The organism is Actinomadura decatromicini, from assembly GCF_008121305.1.
Taxonomy (GTDB): Bacteria; Actinomycetota; Actinomycetes; order Streptosporangiales; family Streptosporangiaceae; genus Spirillospora; species Spirillospora syzygii.
The window spans coordinates 154,099-173,864 of the sequence record NZ_VSRQ01000011.1 but is presented as its reverse complement, the minus strand read 5'-3'; the positions used below and the strand labels follow the sequence as shown (position 1 = coordinate 173,864).

General features: G+C 72.0%; 17 protein-coding genes. 11 read left to right on the top strand and 6 right to left on the bottom strand.

The genetic code is table 11. The features are described from left to right. Positions 1-43: 43 nt before the first annotated feature. The 3 genes from FXF68_RS38325 to FXF68_RS38315 all read left to right on the top strand — a co-directional run bounded on the left by FXF68_RS38325 (position 44) and on the right by FXF68_RS38315 (position 3,703). Positions 44-1,216 carry a sensor histidine kinase gene (locus FXF68_RS38325; protein ID WP_148767720.1) on the top strand — a complete coding sequence of 391 codons (1,173 nt, stop codon included), beginning with the start codon at positions 44-46 and terminating at the stop codon, positions 1,214-1,216. Further along, a complete protein-coding gene (locus tag FXF68_RS38320; protein ID WP_148767719.1) occupies positions 1,191-1,853 on the top strand; it encodes a response regulator in 663 nt (220 codons plus the stop codon). The genes FXF68_RS38325 and FXF68_RS38320 overlap by 26 nt, the downstream gene beginning before the upstream one ends. A 281-nt stretch (positions 1,854-2,134) precedes the next feature. Further along, positions 2,135-3,703, top strand: a complete 1,569-nt coding sequence (locus FXF68_RS38315; protein ID WP_187438323.1) for a S1 family peptidase — start codon at positions 2,135-2,137, stop codon at positions 3,701-3,703. 115 nt (positions 3,704-3,818) lie between these two features. Here the strand turns inward: FXF68_RS38315 and FXF68_RS38310 are convergent, their stop codons facing one another. The 4 genes from FXF68_RS38310 to FXF68_RS38290 all read right to left on the bottom strand — a co-directional run bounded on the left by FXF68_RS38310 (position 3,819) and on the right by FXF68_RS38290 (position 8,553). Continuing rightward, a complete protein-coding gene (locus FXF68_RS38310; RefSeq protein ID WP_148767717.1) occupies positions 3,819-4,007 on the bottom strand; it encodes a CsbD family protein in 189 nt (62 codons plus the stop codon). A gap of 666 nt (positions 4,008-4,673) precedes the next feature. Further along, entirely contained in the window at positions 4,674-5,906 is a 1,233-nt protein-coding gene (locus FXF68_RS38300) for an acyl-CoA dehydrogenase family protein (RefSeq protein ID WP_148767715.1), read from the bottom strand. A 78-nt stretch (positions 5,907-5,984) separates the two neighbouring features. Next, entirely contained in the window at positions 5,985-6,968 is a 984-nt protein-coding gene (locus FXF68_RS38295; protein WP_148767714.1) for a glucosyl-3-phosphoglycerate synthase, read from the bottom strand. A gap of 148 nt (positions 6,969-7,116) precedes the next feature. Continuing rightward, positions 7,117-8,553: an XRE family transcriptional regulator gene (locus tag FXF68_RS38290; RefSeq protein ID WP_148767713.1), complete on the bottom strand. Its 1,437-nt coding sequence runs from the start codon at positions 8,551-8,553 to the stop codon at positions 7,117-7,119. A 150-nt stretch (positions 8,554-8,703) separates the two neighbouring features. Between FXF68_RS38290 and aceA the strand changes: the two genes are divergently transcribed. The 5 genes from aceA to FXF68_RS38265 all read left to right on the top strand — a co-directional run bounded on the left by aceA (position 8,704) and on the right by FXF68_RS38265 (position 14,550). After that, positions 8,704-9,987 (top strand): isocitrate lyase, encoded by a 1,284-nt coding sequence (gene aceA / locus FXF68_RS38285; RefSeq protein ID WP_148767712.1) that lies wholly within the window; start codon positions 8,704-8,706, stop codon positions 9,985-9,987. A 323-nt stretch (positions 9,988-10,310) separates the two neighbouring features. Next, complete coding sequence (locus FXF68_RS38280; RefSeq protein WP_148767711.1) at positions 10,311-11,774, top strand: M1 family metallopeptidase; 1,464 nt, start codon at positions 10,311-10,313, stop codon at positions 11,772-11,774. 151 nt (positions 11,775-11,925) lie between these two features. Beyond that, positions 11,926-12,714 carry an ABC transporter permease gene (locus FXF68_RS38275; protein ID WP_148767710.1) on the top strand — a complete coding sequence of 263 codons (789 nt, stop codon included), beginning with the start codon at positions 11,926-11,928 and terminating at the stop codon, positions 12,712-12,714. Positions 12,715-12,772: 58 nt separating this feature from the next. After that, positions 12,773-13,558 (top strand): ABC transporter permease, encoded by a 786-nt coding sequence (locus tag FXF68_RS38270; RefSeq protein ID WP_148767809.1) that lies wholly within the window; start codon positions 12,773-12,775, stop codon positions 13,556-13,558. A gap of 11 nt (positions 13,559-13,569) precedes the next feature. Continuing rightward, on the top strand, positions 13,570-14,550 hold the full coding sequence (locus FXF68_RS38265; protein ID WP_148767808.1) for an ABC transporter ATP-binding protein: 981 nt from the start codon (positions 13,570-13,572) through the stop codon (positions 14,548-14,550). Here the strand turns inward: FXF68_RS38265 and FXF68_RS38260 are convergent. Both FXF68_RS38260 and FXF68_RS38255 read right to left on the bottom strand, forming a co-directional pair. Continuing rightward, positions 14,499-15,164, bottom strand: coding sequence for a response regulator (locus tag FXF68_RS38260; protein WP_148767709.1), 666 nt, complete (start codon positions 15,162-15,164; stop codon positions 14,499-14,501). The genes FXF68_RS38265 and FXF68_RS38260 overlap by 52 nt on opposite strands. Positions 15,165-15,237: 73 nt before the next feature. Continuing rightward, positions 15,238-16,860 (bottom strand): sensor histidine kinase, encoded by a 1,623-nt coding sequence (locus FXF68_RS38255; protein ID WP_222870290.1) that lies wholly within the window; start codon positions 16,858-16,860, stop codon positions 15,238-15,240. A 158-nt stretch (positions 16,861-17,018) separates the two neighbouring features. Here FXF68_RS38255 and FXF68_RS38250 point away from each other — a divergent pair, with 158 nt between their 5' ends. The 3 genes from FXF68_RS38250 to FXF68_RS38240 are packed head-to-tail and all read left to right on the top strand — an operon-like array spanning position 17,019 to position 19,754. Further along, the gene (locus FXF68_RS38250; RefSeq protein WP_222870289.1) at positions 17,019-17,864 is read left to right on the top strand and encodes an ABC transporter ATP-binding protein; all 846 of its coding nucleotides are present in this window, start codon (positions 17,019-17,021) and stop codon (positions 17,862-17,864) included. After that, positions 17,854-18,663 carry an ABC transporter permease gene (locus FXF68_RS38245; RefSeq protein WP_148767708.1) on the top strand — a complete coding sequence of 270 codons (810 nt, stop codon included), beginning with the start codon at positions 17,854-17,856 and terminating at the stop codon, positions 18,661-18,663. Before FXF68_RS38250 ends, FXF68_RS38245 begins: the two co-directional genes overlap by 11 nt. A 26-nt stretch (positions 18,664-18,689) precedes the next feature. Further along, positions 18,690-19,754 carry an ABC transporter substrate-binding protein gene (locus tag FXF68_RS38240; RefSeq protein ID WP_222870288.1) on the top strand — a complete coding sequence of 355 codons (1,065 nt, stop codon included), beginning with the start codon at positions 18,690-18,692 and terminating at the stop codon, positions 19,752-19,754. Positions 19,755-19,766 lie beyond the last annotated feature (12 nt).

Here is a 19,766-nt window from a genome sequence, read left to right as displayed (position 1 = left end):
TTCGGCCGATGCGCGGCACGGCGCGGTCCCTAGGCTGAGAACCGTGCTGCGAGAGAACCTGCGAACCCTGTGGACCGAACCCCGGCCGCCCGGCGCGCCCGCCCGGGTGTGGCGGGACTGGGCGCTGCTCGCCGCGGGCCTCGGCGGTGTGGTGCTGGAGGCCGCCCTGCGCGAGGACGTCGTGTGGCGGCCGGTGGCGGTGGTGTTCGCCGTGTGGCTGTGCCTGCTGCCCCTGTGGCGCCGGACGCGCCCGCTGGCGATGGTCGCGCTGGCGTTCGGCTCGACGAGCCTGCTCCAAGTGGCCTCGCTCGTCGCCGCATCGCGTGAGCCCGTCGGCCTGGACATGGGCGTGGTCGTGCTCGTGCTGGTGTACGCGCTGCTCCGCTGGGGCTCGGGACGGGAGATCGTGCTGGGCGGCGCGGTGATCCTGGCGACCTTCGCGCTGTGCGCCATCACGTACGACGTCCCGGCAGCCGAACAGGTCGGGGGCTTCGTCTTCCTGTGGCTGCCTGGCTTGATCGGGGCCGCCGTGCGGTTCTGGGGGACCGCACGCGAGCGGCAGTTGGAGCAGGTTCGCTCCCGCGAGCGTGAGCAGCTGGCCCGGGAACTGCACGACACGGTGGCCCACCACGTGTCGGCCATGGTGATCCGCGCCCAGGCGGGCGGGGTGCTCGCGGCCACCGACCCGTCCGCCGCCGTCGAGGCGCTGGAGGGGGTCGAGGAGGAAGGGGCGCGCACGCTGGAGGAAATGCGGGCCATGGTCGCCGCGCTGCGCGACCGCGGAGTCGGCGCCGAGCTGGCGCCGCCTGCCGGCGTCGCGGATCTGGAGCGCCTGGTGCGCACGCCGGGTGTTCACCTCAAGGTCGACCTGGGGCTCGACGGCGAGTTGGACACGCTGCCCCCGGCAGTGGACGCGGCCGTCTACCGCATCGTGCAGGAGTCGGTGACAAACGCGATGCGCCATGCGGTCAGCGCGACCGAGGTCGTGGTCCGGGTCACCGGCGAACGGGACACGGTACGGGTGAGTGTGCGCGACAACGGCCAACGCGCCGGCCGAGGCCGTGCCGGATACGGACTCGCCGGACTGCGCGAGCGCGCGGCTCTGCTCGGCGGCGACCTACAGGCCGGCCCCGGCGCCGACCAGGGCTGGCATGTCGAAGCCGAGCTGCCGAAAGGGAGGACCGAAAGCGGTGCCCATCAGCGTCCTCGTCGCTGACGACCAGACGATCATCCGCACCGGGCTGCGGATCATGCTGAACGCCCAGCCCGGCATCGAGGTGGTCGGCGAGGCCGCCGACGGACGGGAGGCCGTACGTCTTGCCCGCGAACTGCGCCCCGACGTCTGCCTGTTCGACATCCGCATGCCGGTGACCGACGGGCTCGAGGCCACCCGGTTGGTCGCCGGCCCGGGCGTCGCCGACCCGCTGGCCGTGGTCGTCATCACCACTTTCGACCTCGACGAGTACGTCTACGGCGCCCTGCGTGCCGGCGCCCGCGGATTCCTCCTCAAGGACACGGGACCAGACCTTCTGGCCCAGGCCGTACGGTCGGCGTCCGACGGTGAGGCGCTCATTGCGCCCAGCGTCACCGTCCGCCTGCTCCAGGCATTCGCGGACCTGCCCGCCGGCCGGCCCGCGGCCCAGCCGGTCTCCCCGGTCACCGCCCGCGAGGAGCAGGTGCTCCTCGCCGTCGCTCGCGGGCTGACCAATACCGAGATCGCCGATGCGCTGCACATCAGCCTCAGCACGGTGAAGACGCACCTGGCCAGCCTGATGGCCAAACTCGGCGCCCGCAACCGGGTCGAGATCGCGATGTGGGCCTACGAAACCCGCCGTATCCTCCCCGGAACCTGAGCCGGGTGCCGGGCCATGCCCGGGTCAGTGCCGACATGCGAAGACCTGTGGCTGAGCGCTTCGGTTGGCGGGTGAGCGTGATTCCTGGGGACACAGCACGCTCGTGAGCCCAGAACTGGGACCGGACTACGTCGATCTCCGGCGGCGGGCCGACGGGCTTTCATCCGAGCGGAGTTGAGCGGCGAATACCGGATGTTCTGTATGTCGCTCGATTGCCGAGGTGCCCGATGCGAAGATCGTTGGCCCGTTCGCCGTTGTTCGCCGTGCTCACGGCGGGATGCATGCTGCTCGTCGCGCTGGTCGCCGCCGGGGCGCCGCCCCGTGCCGCAGCCGCCGGTCCAAACCCTGTCGCAGGGTCGGGTCCGGTCTTGCTGGCGCCGACGCCCGGAGTGGGCGAGGAAACGGCGCGGTCGTCGCCGAAGATGATCGAGGCGATGCAGCGGGACATGCACCTGACCCGCGCTGAGGCGATCACCCGGCTCGGCCGCCAGCACGCCGCAGCGGCCGTCGAAGGGCGGGCCCGCCGTGCCGCGGGCCGGCATTTCGCCGGATCCTGGCTGAACGAGGACGGCTCGGCGCTGATGATCGCGGTCTCCGACCAGCGCGCCGCCCCCGCCGTCCGCGCCGCCGGCGCCACACCCGCCGTGGTGACCCACCGCCTCGCCGAACTGGAAATGGCGCGACTCACGCTGCAAGCCCACGCCGGCAAGCATCCCGACAAAGCCGTGCATGGATGGCACGTTGACCCGCGCCGCAACCGCCTGGTGGTCTTGACCGCGCCCGGTCGGCAGAGCGCCGCAGCCAAATGGGTCACCGCCGCCGGAGTGCCCGCCGGCCTAGTGACCTTCGAGCAGAGCCAGGGCCCGCAGAAGGCGACCGCCGACGTGGTCGCCGGTGACGGATACATCAACCTGCTGTCCAAGAACCTGTGCACCGCCGGCTTCGGAGTCAGATCGCTGACGGACGGCTCGACCGGTTTCGTCACAGCGGGGCACTGCGTGGAGGTGGGAAACTTCGTCGACTTCGACACCGTCATCGGCGGTGGGGGCGGGGCCGGGCGCACTGTCAAGTCGTCCTTCCCACTCCCTCCCCCGGTTACGCCGAGCACCCGGACGTTCGACCGGGCCTACGTGCGGTTCAATTCCGATCCGGGCGTGCGGGCGCTACCGGCGGTGCGGTCGTCGTTCATCAGCACCATCCCGGTCCTGGGATCCCAGGCGGCCAGGCAGGGTGACACGGTCTGCTCCTTCGGCAGGTCCAGCGGGTTCCGCTGCGGCCCGGTGGTCGCCATCAACGAGAACCTCCTCGTCGAGTACACGGACGGGACCCGCAGCCTGGGCCAGGTGACGGTCCTCGGCCTGAACTCGGCGCGCTTCTGCAGCCTGCCCGGCGACTCCGGCGGCCCGGTCATCACCCCGGGCACCGGTCAGGCACAGGGCCACACGGTCTCCACCACCTGCACCGGCGTCGGGTTCACCACTACCTACCAACCCATCAACGCCACCCAACTCGGCCTCGACGTCCGGCTTCTGTTCGCCGATTCACGCCCCGTGCCCCCGCCCTTGACCATCACCACGTTCGCGTGTGACGCGTTCGGCGGCCCCGACCCCGATGGCATCCCCTACGCCTCGTTCGACTGCGTTCTGTACTGGGAGGGCGGCACCGATCCCGACACCGTGCAGGTCAGCTCGGACGCCCTGACATCGCGCCGGGTCAACAACTACGACGAGAACTACGTCTTCATCTCCGGCAAGTGCGGCCGCGGTCGAAACGCCTACGTCGCAGTCACGGTCTTCGACGGCGAAGGCCGCCGCGCCGACGGTTACCAGAGCAACTTCTGCCCCAACTGAGCACCGGGCCCGCCTCCGATCATCCATCACGATCGGAGACGGGCCCTACAGCCGTCCCACCCGAAGCGCTCAGACGAGAGAATTCCCCACCGACGCCCATGACGGGACGCCACCGCTAGCTGGTGCGCCGGATCTCTCGGGCCGTGTCCTTGGCCTTCTCGCCGACCTGCTTGGCCCCGCCTGCGACACGATCCTTGCTGCCCTCGGCCTCCAAGTATGGATCGCGTGACTCGCGGCCCGCCCTCTCCTTGGCGCGGCCCTTGGCACGTTGCGTACTGTTCTTCAGCTTCTTGAAGAGACCCATGGGTTCCTCCTTATGCCTGAAATCCGCGGCTTCCTAGCCGACAAGCCCGAAAGGCCGGCCCGCCTCTTGATCGACTTGGGCGCATCCCTCATTGGATGGGGCGGCCGCCGCGTCGGTACCGCTCCGCTTCATGATGAATCTTCGCCTCGGTCGCCATGAGCCTGGCTTCGGCGCGCTCGGTCCGCATCCTCGCGTGCATCTCGCGGAAGGTCGGCACACGGTGCCGCGCTCGTGCCGGCCGCTTCGCGGCCCGCTGTCTCGTTCGCCGTCGCCGGAAACGTTGCAGCAGTTCCATATTCCGCTCCCTCTTCCGCAGCGTCCGGGCGACCATGTGCCCCATCCGACGCGTTCCATGCGCACATGTCCGCTGACGTAGGGTTTTGCAACGATTTCCGAACTAGGGAACGCACCCCGCACAAGCTCCGCCACTCCCACCGGGTGTGGCTGGACGATCTCGGCACCCCGGCCGTGCTGACCCACGAGCGGCTCGCCCTCTCGCCGCGGCTCCGGGGCGGATTCTGGACGAGTTGCTCACCGCGCGGGCAGCCTGAGAACCGTCCATGATCGGCTCCCGATCGACCCCCGGATGCCCGAGAGGGAGGCCCCTGCGCCCGTGACGCCGCCGGATGATCGACCGACCGATCCGGTATTCGCCCTGGCCACCTGTTATCGGACGGGGAGGCCGGTCAAGGTGCGGCCGATGACCAGGCGTTGGATCTCTGAGGTGCCCTCGAAGATGGTGAAGATCTTGGCGTCCCGGTGCATGCGTTCTACCGGGTAGTCGCGGGTGTAGCCGTTGCCGCCGAGGATCTGGATGGCCTCCTCGGTCACGTTGACGGCCATCTCGCTCGCCATGAGCTTGGCCATGGAGCCCTCGGCGTTGGCGAAGTCCTTGCCGGTGCGGGCCATCCAGGCGGCGCGCCAGACCATGAGGCGGGCGGCGTCCAGGCGGCACTTCATGTCCGCCAGCTTGAACGCGACGGCCTGGAAGTCGCCGATCTTGCGCCCGAACTGCTCTCGCTCCCGGGCGTACTGGAGGGCGTAGTCGTAGGCGGCGCGGCCGATGCCGAGGGCCATCGCGCCGACGGACGGGCGGGTCGTCTCGAACGTCTTCAGGGCGGCCTGGCCCTTGGAGCTCTTGCCCTCGCGGGCCCGCGCGATCCGCTCGTCGAACCTGTCCTTGCCGCCGATGATGTTGCCGCCGGGGACGCGCACGTCGTCCAGGACGACCTCGGCCGTGTGGGACGCGCGGATCCCGTGCTTCTTGAACTTCTGGCCCTGCCGCAGGCCCGGCGTGTTCGGCGGGACGATGAAGCTCGCCTGCCCGCGGCTCCCGAGGTCGGGGTGGACGGACGCGACGACGATGTGGACGGCCGCGATCCCCCCGTTCGTCGCCCAGGTCTTGGCGCCGTTCAGGACCCACTCGTCCTTGGCCTCGTCGTAGACGGCGCGGGTGCGGATGGCGCCGACGTCGCTGCCCGCGTCGGGCTCGGAGGCGCAGAACGCGCCGAGGCGGACGTCGTCGGGGGTGCCGAACATCTGCGGCACCCACTCGGCGATCTGCTCGTCGGTCCCGACGGCGGCGACGGACGCGGCGGCGAGCCCGGTCCCGACGATGGACAGCCCGATCCCCGCGTCGCCCCAGAACAGCTCCTCGAACGCCACGGGGATGCCGAGCCCGGTCGGCTCCAGCCACTGGGTGGCGAAGAAGTCGAGGGAGTAGATGCCGACCTTGGACGCCTCCTGGATCAGCGGCCAGGGGGTCTCCTCGCGTTCGTCCCACTCCTGCGCGGCGGGGCGGATGACGTCCCTGGCGAACTCGTGGACCCAGTCCCTGACCTCGCGGACGTCCTCGCTCGGCTCGAGCGAGAACGGCGGCGTCGGCTCGGCGCTCGTCATGGCTATTCGACCCTTCCTCCAATATCCGTGTTACCAACGGTAGCACCGATCTCGGTCACCGGTGGTGACACAGCGGCGCTAGCGGCGGCCGGGCGAGATCGAGCGCGCGGCGGCGTACTCCGGGACCTCGATCATCGGCGGGCGCTCCCCCACGGCGACGTCGGTCGTCGCGGCGTCGTACCCGTCCGGGCCCCGGCGGAAGCGGGTGAGCGCCGTGGCGGGGGCCTCCAGGGGCATCATCCGGCCGTGCCGCTCCAGCCGCGACCAGGCGGTCAGCATGATCTGCCCGGACATCGCGCCGAGCGCCTCCGTCGACTGGTGCGCGTGGACGCGGCGGCCGAGGTCGACCTGGGCGATCGCGTCGAGGCCGGAGTCCTGGTAGACGTCCAGGAGCAGGCCCAGTTCGACGCCGTAGCCGGTGACGAACGGGAGCCGCTCCAGCAGGGTGCGGCGCCCGGCGTACTCGCCGCCGAGCGGCTGCATCACCCCGGCGAGCCGCGGCCAGTGCAGGTTGATCAGGGGGCGGGCGACGAGCTCGGTGACGCGCCCGCCGCCGCCCTCGACGCGCCGTTCGCCGTCCACCAGCGGACGGTCGTAGCAGCCCTTGACGTACCCGACGGACGGGTCGGTCAGCAGCGGCCCGAGTAGCCCCGTCACGTAGGACGAGCTGAACTCGCGCAGGTCGGCGTCGATGAAGACGATGAGGTCGCCGGACGTCGCGGCGAGCGACTTCCACAGCGCCTCGCCCTTGCCGGACATGCGGCCCCGGCCGGGCAGGACGGCGTCCTGCGCGACCACGTCGGCGCCCGCGGCGGCGGCCACGGCGGCGGTCCGGTCGGCGGAGCGGGAGTCGACCACGACGATCTCGTCCACCAGCGGGATCCGCTCGACCAGGTCGGTCCGGATCGCGGCGACGATCGCGCCGACCGTGGCCTCCTCGTCCCGCGCGGGCAGGACGACGCTGATTCGGGCGTCGCCCTTGGCGGCGAGCAGCGGCCGCGGCGGCCAGTCCTCCGCCGTGCTGGTGCGGCGGGCCGACCATGCGGCGACCTCAGGCAGCACGCGCTCTCCCTCCGTGCGAGCGTCCCTGCGAGCTTCCGGGCGGGCGTCCGGGCCGGATGTCCCGGCGGCCCCATGTAGTGGAACACCGGACACTTCCAGATCATTCACCCACGGGCGGAAACCCCGCGCGGCGGCCCGGCGGGTCGGGTCACTCGGCGGCGTGCCGGTCGAGGAACTCGTAGACGTCCGACTCGTCCACGCCCGGGAACGCCCCCGGCGGCAGGACGGACAGCACGTGCGAGTGCGCGCGGGCGGACGGCCAGGCCATGCCCTCCCAGCGGTCCGACAGCTCCTTCGGGGGGCGCTGGCAGCAGTCGCCGTCCGGGCAGGACGACCGGCGCCGCCGGGTCGTCTCCCGGCCGCGGAACCAGCGCGAGTCCTCGAACCGGACGCCGAGGGTGATCGCGAAGTCGCGCTCGTGGCTGGGGTCGATGTGGGAGAGGCACCAGTACGTCCCCTGCGGGGTGTCGGTGTACTGGTAGTAGACGGAGAAGCGGTCGGCGGCGCCGAAGACGTGGCGCCCGGCCCATTCGCGGCACATCCGCTGGCCCTCGATCGCGCCGTCCTCGTCCTGCGGGAAGTTCAGGCCGTCGTTGGCGTACGCCTTGTAGATGGTGCCGTTCTCGTCGTTCTTGGTGAAGTGGAGCTGCAGGCCGAGGTGGTGCGTCGCCATGTTGGTGAAGCGGTGCGCGGCCATCTCGTAGGAAACGGAGAAGACGTCCGCGAGGTCCTCGACGGACAGCTCGCGTGCGGCCTTCGCCTCCTCCAGGTACGGGACGACGCTCCGCTCCGGCAGCAGGATCGCGGCGCCGAAGTAGTTCGCCTCGACGCGCTGCCGCAGGAAGTCGGCGAAGTCGCGGGGCTGGTCGTGGTCGAGCGCGATGTGCCCGAGGGTCTGCAGCAGGATCGTCCGCGGGGTGTGCATGCCGAGCTGCTCGCGCTCCAGGTAGATGCGCCGGTTGCGCAGATCCGTCACGGACCGGACGGAGCGCGGCAGGTCCTGGACGTACTGGAGGCTGAACCCGAAGTGCCCGACCAGCGTCATCAGCAGCCCCTGCGAGACGGCGCCGCGCCGGTACCCGACCGAGTCGAGGGTCTGGGACGCGATCCGCTCGATCTCCGGGAAGTGGTTGCCGCGCTCGTGCATCTGGCGGCGCAGCTCCGCGTTGGCCTTGCGGGCCTCCTCGGGGCTCGCGGTCGGCTTCGTGCGGCTGCGTTTCAGCTCGCCGTAGAGGGCGAGGATGTGCTCGATGACCTCGTTCGGCATCCGCTTGCCGACCTTGAGGTGGGAGAGGCCGAGCGTGCGGTAGAGCGGGTCGCGCTGCGCCTCCTCCAACTGGATCTCCAGTTGGGCGCGGCGGCTCGGCGGCTGGCGGCGCAGCAGCTCCTCGATCGGGCACTCCAGCGCGGTGGCGAGGGCCTGCAGCAGCGACAGCTTCGGCTCGCGGCGGCCGTTCTCCAGCAGGGAGAGCTGGGACGGCGCCCGCCCGACCCGCTCGCCGAGCTCCGACAGCGTCAGCCCGCGGCCGCGCCGGAGGTGGCGAAGCCGCTGCCCGAAGGTGACGAGATCTACGTCACTCGTCAAGTTGAGGGGTTCTTCTGTCCGCAAGGTCGTCACGGCTTCATGGTAGCGGAAATTTCGCAGTTCTTCTGTTACTCGCCGGTTCATCAGGGGGTCGCATCCGGGGCATAGTCAAGGCCAAGCACCCAGGGGACGACACGGAAGGGCAACACCATGACTGACAGTCGCCTCAAGGGCGCAGCCGACGAGCTGCGGCGGCAATGGGAGGCAGACTCCCGCTGGAAGGGCATCGAGCGGACCTACACGGCGGAGGACGTCGTGCGGATCCGCGGGTCCGTCCAGGAGGAGCACACGCTCGCGCGCCTCGGCGCCGAGCGGCTCTGGACGCTGCTGCACGAGGAGGACTACGTCCACGCGCTCGGCGCGCTCACCGGACTCCAGGCCGTCCAGCAGGTGAAGGCCGGGCTCAAGGCCATCTACCTCTCCGGCTGGCAGGTCGCGGCGGACGCCAACCTCGCGGGCCAGACCTATCCCGACCAGAGCATCTACCCGGCGAACTCGGTCCCGGCCGTGGTCCGCCGCATCAACAACGCGCTGCTGCGCGCCGACCAGGTGCAGTGGGCCGAGGGCGAGGGCGACACGCACTTCCTCGCCCCCATCGTGGCCGACGCCGAGGCCGGGTTCGGCGGCGTGCTGAACGCCTTCGAGCTGATGAAGGGCATGATCGCCGCGGGCGCCGCGGGCGTGCACTGGGAGGACCAGCTCGCGTCCGAGAAGAAGTGCGGCCACCTCGGCGGCAAGGTCCTCATCCCGACCTCGCAGCACGTCAAGACGCTGAACACCGCCCGCCTCGCCGCCGACGTCGCCGGCGTGCCGTCCCTGATCATCGCGCGGACCGACGCCGAGGCCGCGACCCTGATCACGACGGACGTCGACGAGCGCGACCGCGAGTTCACCACCGGCGAGCGCACCGCGGAGGGCTTCTACCGCGTCCAGAACGGCATCGAGCCCTGCATCGCCCGCGCCAAGGCGTACGCGCCCTACTCCGACCTCATCTGGATGGAGACCGGCACCCCGGACCTGGAGCAGGCCCGCAGGTTCGCCGAGGCGGTCAAGGCCGAGTACCCGGACCAGATGCTCGCCTACAACTGCTCGCCGTCCTTCAACTGGAAGGCGCACCTGGACGACGCGACCATCGCGAAGTTCCAGCGCGAGCTCGGCCACATGGGCTACAAGTTCCAGTTCATCACGCTGGCCGGGTTCCACGCGCTCAACTACGGCATGTTCGACCTGGCCCACGGCTACGCCCGCGAGGGCATGACCGCCTACGTCGACCTGCAGGAGCGCGAGTTCGCGGCGGCCGAGAAGGGCTTCACCGCGGTCAAGCACCAGCGCGAGGCCGGCACCGGCTACTTCGACCTGGTCAGCACCGCGATCAGCCCGGACTCGTCCACCACGGCGCTGAAGGGCTCCACCGAGGAGGGCCAGTTCCACTGATCCGCCGGTTCCAGCTCCACCGGTACCACTGATCCACGAGTTCCCTGAGCCGTCAGGGACGGTCCCGCTCCGCCGAGCGACCTCCCCCGGCTCGTCCCGACGCAGAAGGCCTCCGCGTTCCTACACCCGCGGGGGCCTTCTGGCGTCGCCGTACCGCCGCCCGAGCACGGCCGGATTCCGGGTTTCGGCCACATCCGGCCGTGATCTCGACAGCATGAGACGCGCGGGCGCATCGTGAGCGCGCTAGTGATCTTTCAAGGGAGAGGATCTCCGAGATGGCGCGTCACCCTCGGTTCATTCGGTCCCGGGCGACCCCCGGCCGGATGCTGCCACTCGCCGTCGCCGCCGTGAGCGTCGTCGCGCTCGCGGTCCCCGCGTCCGCCGCAGGGCACGGGGACAACGGGCGCTTCACCCCTGGCGCCGCCGGTGTCGGCGACCCCTATTTCCCGCTGGAGGGCAACGGCGGCTACGACACCCGGCACTACTCGCTCGACCTCCAGTACGACCCGGACTACGACCAGCTCGACGGCACGGTGACCATCACCGCGCGGGCGACGCAGAACCTGTCGCGGTTCGACCTGGACCTCTCCGGGATGGACGTCGAGAGCGTCTCGGTCAACCACCGCCGCGCCGACCACACGCGCCGCGGCCAGGAACTGATCATCACGCCGCGCAAGGGCCTGAAGAAGGGCTCGACGTTCACGACCGTCGTGAAGTACGGCGGCGTGCCTCAGACCATCGTCGGCTCCCCCATCGTGTTCGGCTCCCCGTACGGGTTCCTGCACACGCCGGACGGCGCGTTCGTCGGCGGCGAGCCCAACGGCGCGAGCACGTGGTTCCCGGTCAACGACCACCCGAGCGACAAGGCGACCTACGACTACACCCTGACGGTCCCGAAGGGCCTGACGGCCGTGGCCAACGGACGGCTGTCCGAGCATCGCGCCGCGACCGCCGCGTTCAGCCGCCGCTCCGCGAAGATCGGCGCCGAGGTCTTCCGGTGGCACGAGGACAGCCCCATGGCGAGCTACCTCACCACCATCGACATCGGCAAGTGGGACGTGAAGAGCGGCCGCACGCCGGGCGGCGTGCCCAACTACACCGCCGTCGACCCCGTCCTGCTCGCCAACCAGCCGGACGCCGTGGACTTCTTCTACAACACCACCAGCGACGTCACCGACACCTGGTCGAAGACGTTCGGCAAGTACGCCTTCGCGAGCACCGGGGCGATCGCCGACGACGCCCGCTTCAACGGGCAGCCGCTCGGCTTCTCCCTGGAGACGCAGAGCAAGCCGGTGTACTCCGCGGTGCGCAGCACCGGGACGATCGTCCACGAGCTGGCGCACCAGTGGTTCGGCGACGCCGTCTCGCCGCGGCAGTGGAAGGACGTCTGGCTGAACGAGAGCTTCGCGAGCTGGGCCGCCTGGTACTGGACCGAGACCCACGGCGGCCGGTCCGCCGCCGACGCGGCCCGCGCCACCTACGCCGCCCGGCCCTTCCCGGACGCGGCGGGCCGCCCGTACTGGTCGGTGCTGACCGCCGACCCGCAGCGCGACACCATGTTCAACGACCGCGTCTACAGCGGCGGCGCCATGGCGCTGCAGTTCCTGCGCGAGCGGATCGGGGACGAGAAGTTCCTCAACCTCCTGCGCACCTGGTACGCGCAGCACAAGTACGGCAACGCCGAGACGGCGCAGTTCACGGCGCTGGCCCAGAAGGTCTCCGGGCAGGACCTCAGCGGGTTCTTCAAGGACTGGCTGTACTCCCCCATCAAGCCCGCGATCTCCTAGCGGCCGACGACTAGCACGACAGTGAATCGGGTCCCGGACACCGTCCGGGGCCCGTTTCCATGCCGGGGAATCGCGCGCCGCGGCGGGACGGTGTCGCGTATGTGTGAAATTACCTGGTGGATCACGGCCCCGTTCTTTAGGGTCCCGGCAAGTGGGCGTCCTTCCCTGGGTGTGGTGGTACGGCTTACGCCGTCACTCCTCGTATCCCCTGGGCTCCCTCACCGAGGCGGGCACCAACACCGTCTTCGGGTTCATGCGCGCGTACGTGTTGATCGCGCTGTGGGAGGTGCGCCCGTCGCTCGGCGGGTACGCCGTCGCCGACGCGGTCACCTTCTGCTTCATCACCCAGGCGCTGATCGGGCCCGTGCAGATCTTCGGCGGCCTCGACCTCGCCGAGCGCATCCGCAACGGCGACGTGGCCATCGACCTGTACCGCCCCGTCGGCATGCAGGGCTGGTGGCTCGCCGAGGACCTCGGCCGCGCGTCCGCGTCGCTGCTGCTGCGCGCGGGCCCGCCGCTGGTCGCCGGGTCGCTGTTCTTCCCGTTCCGCTGGCCGGGGGCGCTGAACCTCGCCGCGTTCGCGGTCGCCGTGCCGCTCGCCGTCGCGGTCGGCTTCGGGATGCGCTACCTCGTGGCGATGGGCATGTTCTGGCTGCACGACGACCGGGGCCTGAACGCCGTCACGCTGGTCATGTCGCTGTTCTTCTCGGGGATGATCCTGCCGCTCGTCGTGTTCCCCGGCGCGCTCGGCACGGTCGCGCGGTCGCTGCCGTGGGCGGCGCAGATCCAGGTCCCGGCGGATGTGTTCCTCGGCCGCCACACCGGCCTCGGCCTCGCCGGGGCGCTCGGCTTCCAGGCCGGGTGGGCGGCGGCGCTGCTCGGCGCGGGCGCGCTCGCGACGCGGGCGGCGCGGCGGAAGCTGGTGGTGCACGGTGGCTGAGCCGGTCCATGCGCAGGGCGCCGCCTCGGTGCCCCGCGCCCTCGTCGACGCCCTGCGCATGTACGGGCTGCTCGTCTGGACGTGGGTCCGCGCCGCCGCCCAGTACCCGGTGTCGATGGTGCTGCTCAGCCTCGCCACCGCCGTCGTCACCGGGCTGGACGCCGCCGCCATCGCGCTGCTGTTCTCCCGCGCGCCGCGGATCGGCGGGTTCGACGCCTCGGAGGTCCTGTTCCTGTACGGGACGTCCGCGCTGTCGTTCGGGATCTCCGACGTCGCCCTCGGCACGACGGAGCGGCTCGGGTTCCACGTCCGGGAGGGGTCCCTCGACGCGATCCTGGTGCGGCCGGTGAGCCCGCTCGTCCAGCTCGCGACGGAGGAGTTCTCGCCGCGCCGGATCGGCAAGCTCGTCCCGGCGGTCCTGGTGCTGGCGTTCGCCCTGACCCGGGTGGACGTGGCGTGGACGCCGGGCCGCGTCGCGATGATCCCCGTCATGGTGGCGTCCGGGACGGCGATCTTCGCCGGGTTCTGGGTGCTGACGGCCGCGGTGCAGTTCGTCCTGCTGGAGTTCCACGGGGCCGCGAAGTCGCTGACCTACGGCGGGGCGTTCCTCAGCCAGTACCCGATGACGGTGTTCGGGCGCGACCTCGTCCGCGGGGTCACGTTCGTCGTGCCGCTCGCGTTCGTGAACTGGCAGCCCGCCCTGTACGTCCTGGACCGGCCCGACCCGCTCGGGCTGCCGGACGCGGCGCGGTTCGCGTCCCCGCTGGTCGCCGCCGTGCTGTGCGCGGCGGCGGCGCTGGCGTGGCGGGCGGGGCTGCGGCACTACCGATCGACGGGGAGCTGATGCCGGTGGCGATGATCGAGGCCGTGGACGTGGTCAAGGCGTTCACCGTCCGGACGCGGTCCGGCCTCCTGCGGCGGGCACGCACGCCGCTCCGCGCGGTGGACGGCGTGTCGTTCGCCGTCGAGCCGGGCGAGTTCGTCGGGTACCTCGGCCCGAACGGGGCCGGGAAGTCGACCACGATCAAGATGCTGACCGGGATCCTCACCGCGACGGCCGGGACGCTGCGGGTGTGCGGGCTCGACCCGTCCCGGCGGCGGACGTCCCTCGCCCGCCGGATCGGCGTGGTGTTCGGGCAGCGCACCACGCTGTGGTGGGACCTGCCGCTGCGCGACAGCCTGACGCTCGTCCGGCGGCTGTACCGGGTCGAGTCGGGCGCGCACCGGGCGCGGCTCGCCGAGCTGACCGCGCTGCTGGAGCTGGAGCCGTTCCTCGACACGCCGGTCCGGCAGCTCAGCCTCGGCCAGCGGATGCGCGGCGACCTCGCCGCCGCGCTGCTGCACGACCCGGAGCTGCTCGTCCTGGACGAGCCGACGATCGGCCTCGACGTGGTCAGCAAGGCGACCGTCCGCGACTTCCTGGCCCGCGTCAACGCCGAGCGCGGCACGACGATCCTGCTGACCACGCACGACCTCGGCGACATCGAGCGGCTCTGCCGCCGGGTCATGATCATCGACCGCGGCCGGCTCGCCTACGACGGCGGCCTGGACGAGCTGCGCCGCACCGTGTCCGCCGACCGGCTGCTGGTCGTCGAGCTCGCCAGCCCGGCCGCGCCGATCACCCTGGACGGCATCGAGAACGTCCGGGTCGAGGGCCCCCGGCAGTGGCTGCGGCTGCCGCGCTCGGCGAACGCGGCGGCGGTCGTGGCGGAGCTGGCGCGCGGCCACGACGTCCGCGACTTCTCGCTGCGCGAACCCGGCATCGAGGACGTGCTCGCCGGGCTCTACCGGGGCGACCACGAGTACTGGTGCTCGGGACGTCCCGTCGCGCCGTAGCGGAGCGTCACCACGACGCGCCCCGCCTGGGCGAGCGCGGCGAGGTAGCGCTGCGCGGTGGCGCGCGACACGCCGACCTGGTCGGCGATCTCGGCGGCGGAGCGGGGCGCGTCCGCGCGCCGCAGCGCGTCCCCGACGAGCCGGGCCGTCACCGGCGACTGGCCCTTCGGCGGGGGCGGCTGGCCGCGCAGCGGCGCGTACAGGGCCCGGACGGCGCCGTCCAGCGCGGCCTGGGACAGCTCGGATTCACCGGTCAGCGCGTCCCGGTAGCGGGCGTAGGCGGCGAGCCGCTCGCCCAGCGCGGCGGCGGTGAACGGCTTGATCAGGTAGTGCAGCGCGCCGCCCCGCAGCGCGGCCCGGACGGCGCCCGGGTCGGCCGCCGCCGTCGCCATGATCACGTCCGCGTCGAGGTCGGGCAGCAGGGCGAGGCCGGACTCGTCCGGCAGGTAGACGTCCAGCAGGACGAGCGCGGGCCGCAGCTCGGCGGCCATCGCCCTGGCCCGCGCGGCGGTGTGCGCGAGCCCCGCGACGGCGAAGCCGCGCAGCGCCGCGACGAACCCGGCGTGCACCTGCGCGACGCGAAAGTCGTCGTCCACCACCAGCACCTCGATCACAGGGCCCCGCCCGTCTGGCGGACGCCCCCCAGAACCCCGGGGCGGGGGCGCGAAGATCCTCGCTTCGCTCCGGTCACCGGGCCGCCTCCGCGCCGAGGACGTCCGGCAGCCGGGCCACCGCCACCGCGCCGCTGGCGCCCGGGCGGTCCGCGTCGACGAAGGCGACGTCGCCGCCGCGGGCGCGGGCGGTGCGGCGGGCGATGCCGAGCCCGAGGCCGCGGGACAGTCCGGGGGCGGAGTCGCGGGTCGAGACGCCGTCGTCGAACGCGGCGTCGCGCAGGCCATCGGGGAGGCCGTCGCCGGAGTCGGCGACGGTGACGTGCAGGTCGCGGCCGTCGCCGAGCAGCTCGACCTCGACCAGGGCGGGACGGCGGCGGCCGAGCCGCGCGGCCTCCACGGCGTTGTCGACGAGGTTGCCGACGACGGTCGTCACGTCCAGCGGGTCGGCGACGCGGCCGGGGACGTAGCTGCCCGCGCCGACGTCCAGCCGGACGCCCTTCTCCGCCGCGACCGCCGCCTTCGCGGACAGGAACGCGCGCAGGTACGGGTCGGACACCGGGTCGGGGAGGTTCTCCGGGGCGGGCGCGCGACGCGACGCGTCCTCCATCAGAGTGCCGATGTACTCGGCGGCCTCCTCGCCGTGCCCGAGCTGGAGCAGCCCGGACAGGGTGTGCAGCCGGTTGGCGTACTCGTGCCGCTGCGCGCGGAGCGCGTCGAACAGGATCCTGACCGAGTCCAGCTCGCGGGCGAGCGTCTCCAGGTCGGTGCGGTCGCGCAGGGTGACGACCGCGCCGAGGTCGCGGCGGTCCCGGCGGACCTCGCGCCGGTTCACCACGAGGACCCGCTCGCCCGCGGTGACGAACAGGTTGGACGCCTCCCGCGCGCCGGTCAGGACGTCCCGGAGCGTCCCCGCCGGGGCGAGGTCGCCCGCGGGCGCGCCGCGCTCCGGCGCGACGCCGAGCAGCCGGGACGCCTCGTCGTTGCACACCGCCGTCCGCCCGCGCGTGTCGACGGCGACGACGCCCTCCCCGACGCCGTGCAGCACCGCCTCCCGCTCGTGGACGAGCTCGACCAGCTCGTACGGTTCGAGGCCGAGCGTCTGCCGCTTCAGCCTGCGGCCGATCGCGACCGACGCCAGCACGCCGAGCAGCACGGCCCCGGCGACGAACACCGTCATCTCGCGCAGCACGCGGCCGAGCTCGGCGTCGACGGCGCGGGCGTCGAACCCGACGCTGACCTCGCCGAGGATCCGGCCGTCCCGCCCGTAGAGCGGGACCTTGCCGCGCGCGGACAGCCCGAGCGTGCCGCGCTCCACCCGGACGACCTCCCGGCCGGCGAGCGCGTCGGACGGGTCGGTGCTCACCCGCCGTCCGAGCCGGTCGGGGTTCGGGTGCGAGAGCCGGATGCCCCGGTCGTCGGTCACCACCACGAACAGCGCCCCGGTGCGGGCGCGGACCCGTTCGGCGCGCGGCTGGACGACGCCCTCCGGATCGCCCGCCGCGACCGCGTCGGCGACGGCGGGATCGGCGGCCACCGAGCGCGCGACGGTCAGCGCCCGCTGGCCGTACTGGTCGCGGAGCCGCCCGTCGAGCATCCACGCGACCAGCCCGTAGCCGAGGCAGGCCACCACGACGACCACGCCCACCTGCATGATCAGGACTTGCCGGGCGAACGGGATGCGGGGCCGGACCGCCATGACGAGCCACCGTAGACCATGGCGACCCGGCCGCCCAGACCCCGGTGAGCAGAACGCGCAGAAGTCCGGAGAACGCGCGCAACGTGGGGATTCGCGGCTTGCGAGCACATCGCGGGCAAGGGTTCCGGCCGTCCGGGCCGCGTTCGTACGGTGCCGCCGTGACCAAGCGACCTCCCTCCCAGCCGCCGCCCGCCGAGCCGGGCGCCGGGCCCGTCATCGAGCTGGACGGCGCCACCAAGCGCTTCCGGTCGGCGGGCGGCGTCCGCACCGCCGTCCGGGACCTGCGCCTGAGCGTCGGCCCCGGCGAGTTCGTCGGCCTGGTCGGGCCCACCGGGTGCGGCAAGTCGACGACGCTGTCCCTCGTCTCCGGGCTGGAGCCCGCGTCCGAGGGGCGGGTCCTCGTCCACGGCCGCGAGGTGGACGGCATCCCCGACGGCGTCGGCTACATGTTCCAGAACGACGCCGTGATGCCGTGGCGGACCGTCCTGGACAACGTGGCCGCCGGTCCCCGCTACCGGGGCGCGTCCCGGCGCGACGCCCGCGAGCGCGCCCGCGGCTGGGTCGCGCGGGTCGGCCTCACCGGGTTCGAGGGCTACTACCCGCACCAGTTGTCGGGCGGCATGCGCAAACGCGTGGCGCTCGCGCAGACGCTCGTCAACGAGCCGTCCGTGATGCTCATGGACGAGCCGTTCTCCGCGCTCGACGTCCAGACCCGCGGCCTCATGCAGGACGAGCTGCTCCGCCTGTGGTCCGGGTCCGGCGCGGCCGTCGTGTTCGTCACGCACGACCTGGAGGAGGCGCTCGTCCTCGCCGACCGGGTCGTGGTCATGACGGCCGGGCCCGCGACGGTCAAGAGCGTGTTCGCGGTGCCGCTCGACCGGCCGCGGGACGCCGAGGAGATCCGGCTGACCGGCGAGTTCCTCGACGTCTACCGCGAGGTGTGGGACTCGCTGCGCGACGAGGTCCAGATCACCCGCGAGAGGGGGGCCGGAGATGCGGCGTGACAGCGCGCTGCGCCGGACGCTCGGCGTGCATGGCGTGCGGGCCGCGCTGGTCGCGGCGTGGCTCGTGTCATGGGAGGTGTCCGCCCGGCACTGGATCGACCCGTTCTACTACTCGATGCCGTCCAAGATCTGGGACCGGCTGGCCGGGTGGTTCACCGACGGCACCTCGCAGGGCTCGATCTGGGAGCAGATCTCCTACACCCTCCAGGAGGCGGTCGCCGGGTTCGCGCTCGGCGCGGCGGGCGGCGTCGTGCTCGGCGTCGCGCTCGGCCGCGGCCGCTTCCTGTCGGACGTGTGCGCCCCGTTCATCAAGGCCGTCAACGCGATCCCGCGCATCATCCTGGCGTCGCTGTTCATCATCTGGTTCGGGCTCGGCATGCAGTCCAAGATCGCGACGGCGTTCGTGCTGGTGTTCTTCGCGGTGTTCTTCAACGCCTTCCAGGGCGCCCGCGAGGTGGACCGGAACCTCGTGAACAACGCGCGGATCCTCGGCGCGGGACGGTTCCAGGTCCTCTGGACGATCGTCGTGCCGTCCGCCACGTCCTGGATCCTCGCCTCGCTGCACTCGGCGTTCGGGTTCGCGATCATCGGCGCGATCGTCGGCGAGTACACCGGCGCCGACAAGGGCCTCGGCCTGCTCATCAACCACTCCCAGGGCACCTTCGACGCGGCCGGGATCTACGCCGGGATGATCATCATCACGGTGCTGGCGCTGCTCGCCGAATGGCTGCTCACGCTGCTGGAGGGGCGGCTGCTGCGCTGGCGCCCCGCGGCGGCCGGCCACGACGTCCAGATCTGACGCCCGTCACCGAAGGAGCACCCTCGATGCCGAACAGAGCCATGCCGAGAACCTCCGTCCGGGCGGGGGCCGCCGCGCTCGCCGCCGTCACCGCCCTGGCGCCGCCGCTCGCGTCCTGCCGGGACTCCCGGTCGGGCGGCGGGGGCGGTGGGACGTCCGGGCGCGTCAAGATCATGGTCGGCGGGATCGACAAGGTCATCTACCTGCCCGCCAAGCTCACCGAGCGGCTCGGATACTTCAAGGAGCAGGGGCTCGACGTCCAGTTGCTCACCGAGCCCGCAGGGGCGCAGGCGGAGAACGTCCTCATCTCCGGGGACGTGCAGGGCGTCGTCGGGTTCTACGACCACGCCATCCACCTCCAGACCAAGGGCAAGTGCGTGCAGAGCGTCGTGCAGATGGCGGACGTCCCCGGCGAGGCCGAGATGGTCTCCGCGAAGAAGGCGGGTTCGCTGACGTCGCCCGCCGCGTTCAAGGGGAGGAAGCTCGGCGTCACGAGCCCGGGATCGTCCACCGACTTCCTGACGCGGGCGCTCGCCGTGCGGAACGGCGTGAAGACGTCGGACTACACGACGGTCAAGGCGGGCGCGGGCCAGACGTTCATCTCCACCATGGACAACGGCGGCATCGACGCCGGGATGACGACCGACCCGACGATCGCGAAGCTGGTCGGCACCGGCAAGGCCAAGGTCCTGGTCGAGATGCGCACCGAGGAGGGGACGCGGAAGGCGCTCGGCGGGCTGTACCCGTCCAGCTCCCTCTACATGGACTGCGCCTACGTGGAGTCCCACGGGGCGGTGGTGCAGAAGCTCGCCAACGCCTTCGTGAGGACGCTGCGTTGGATCAAGCAGCACAAGCCGGCCGAGATCGCGGCGAAGATGCCCGCGGACTACGCGGGCGGCGACCCGAAGCTGTACGAGAAGGCGGTCGGCGACTCGATCAGCATGTTCAACGGGGACGGCGTGATGAAGCCGGAGGCGGCGCAGAACGTCCTGAACGTGCTGGCGCAGTTCTCCCCCGAGGTGGGCGAGAAGAAGGACGAGATCGACCTGTCCCGGACCTACACGACGCGGTTCGCGACCGGCGCGAAGTAGCCGGCGGTCACC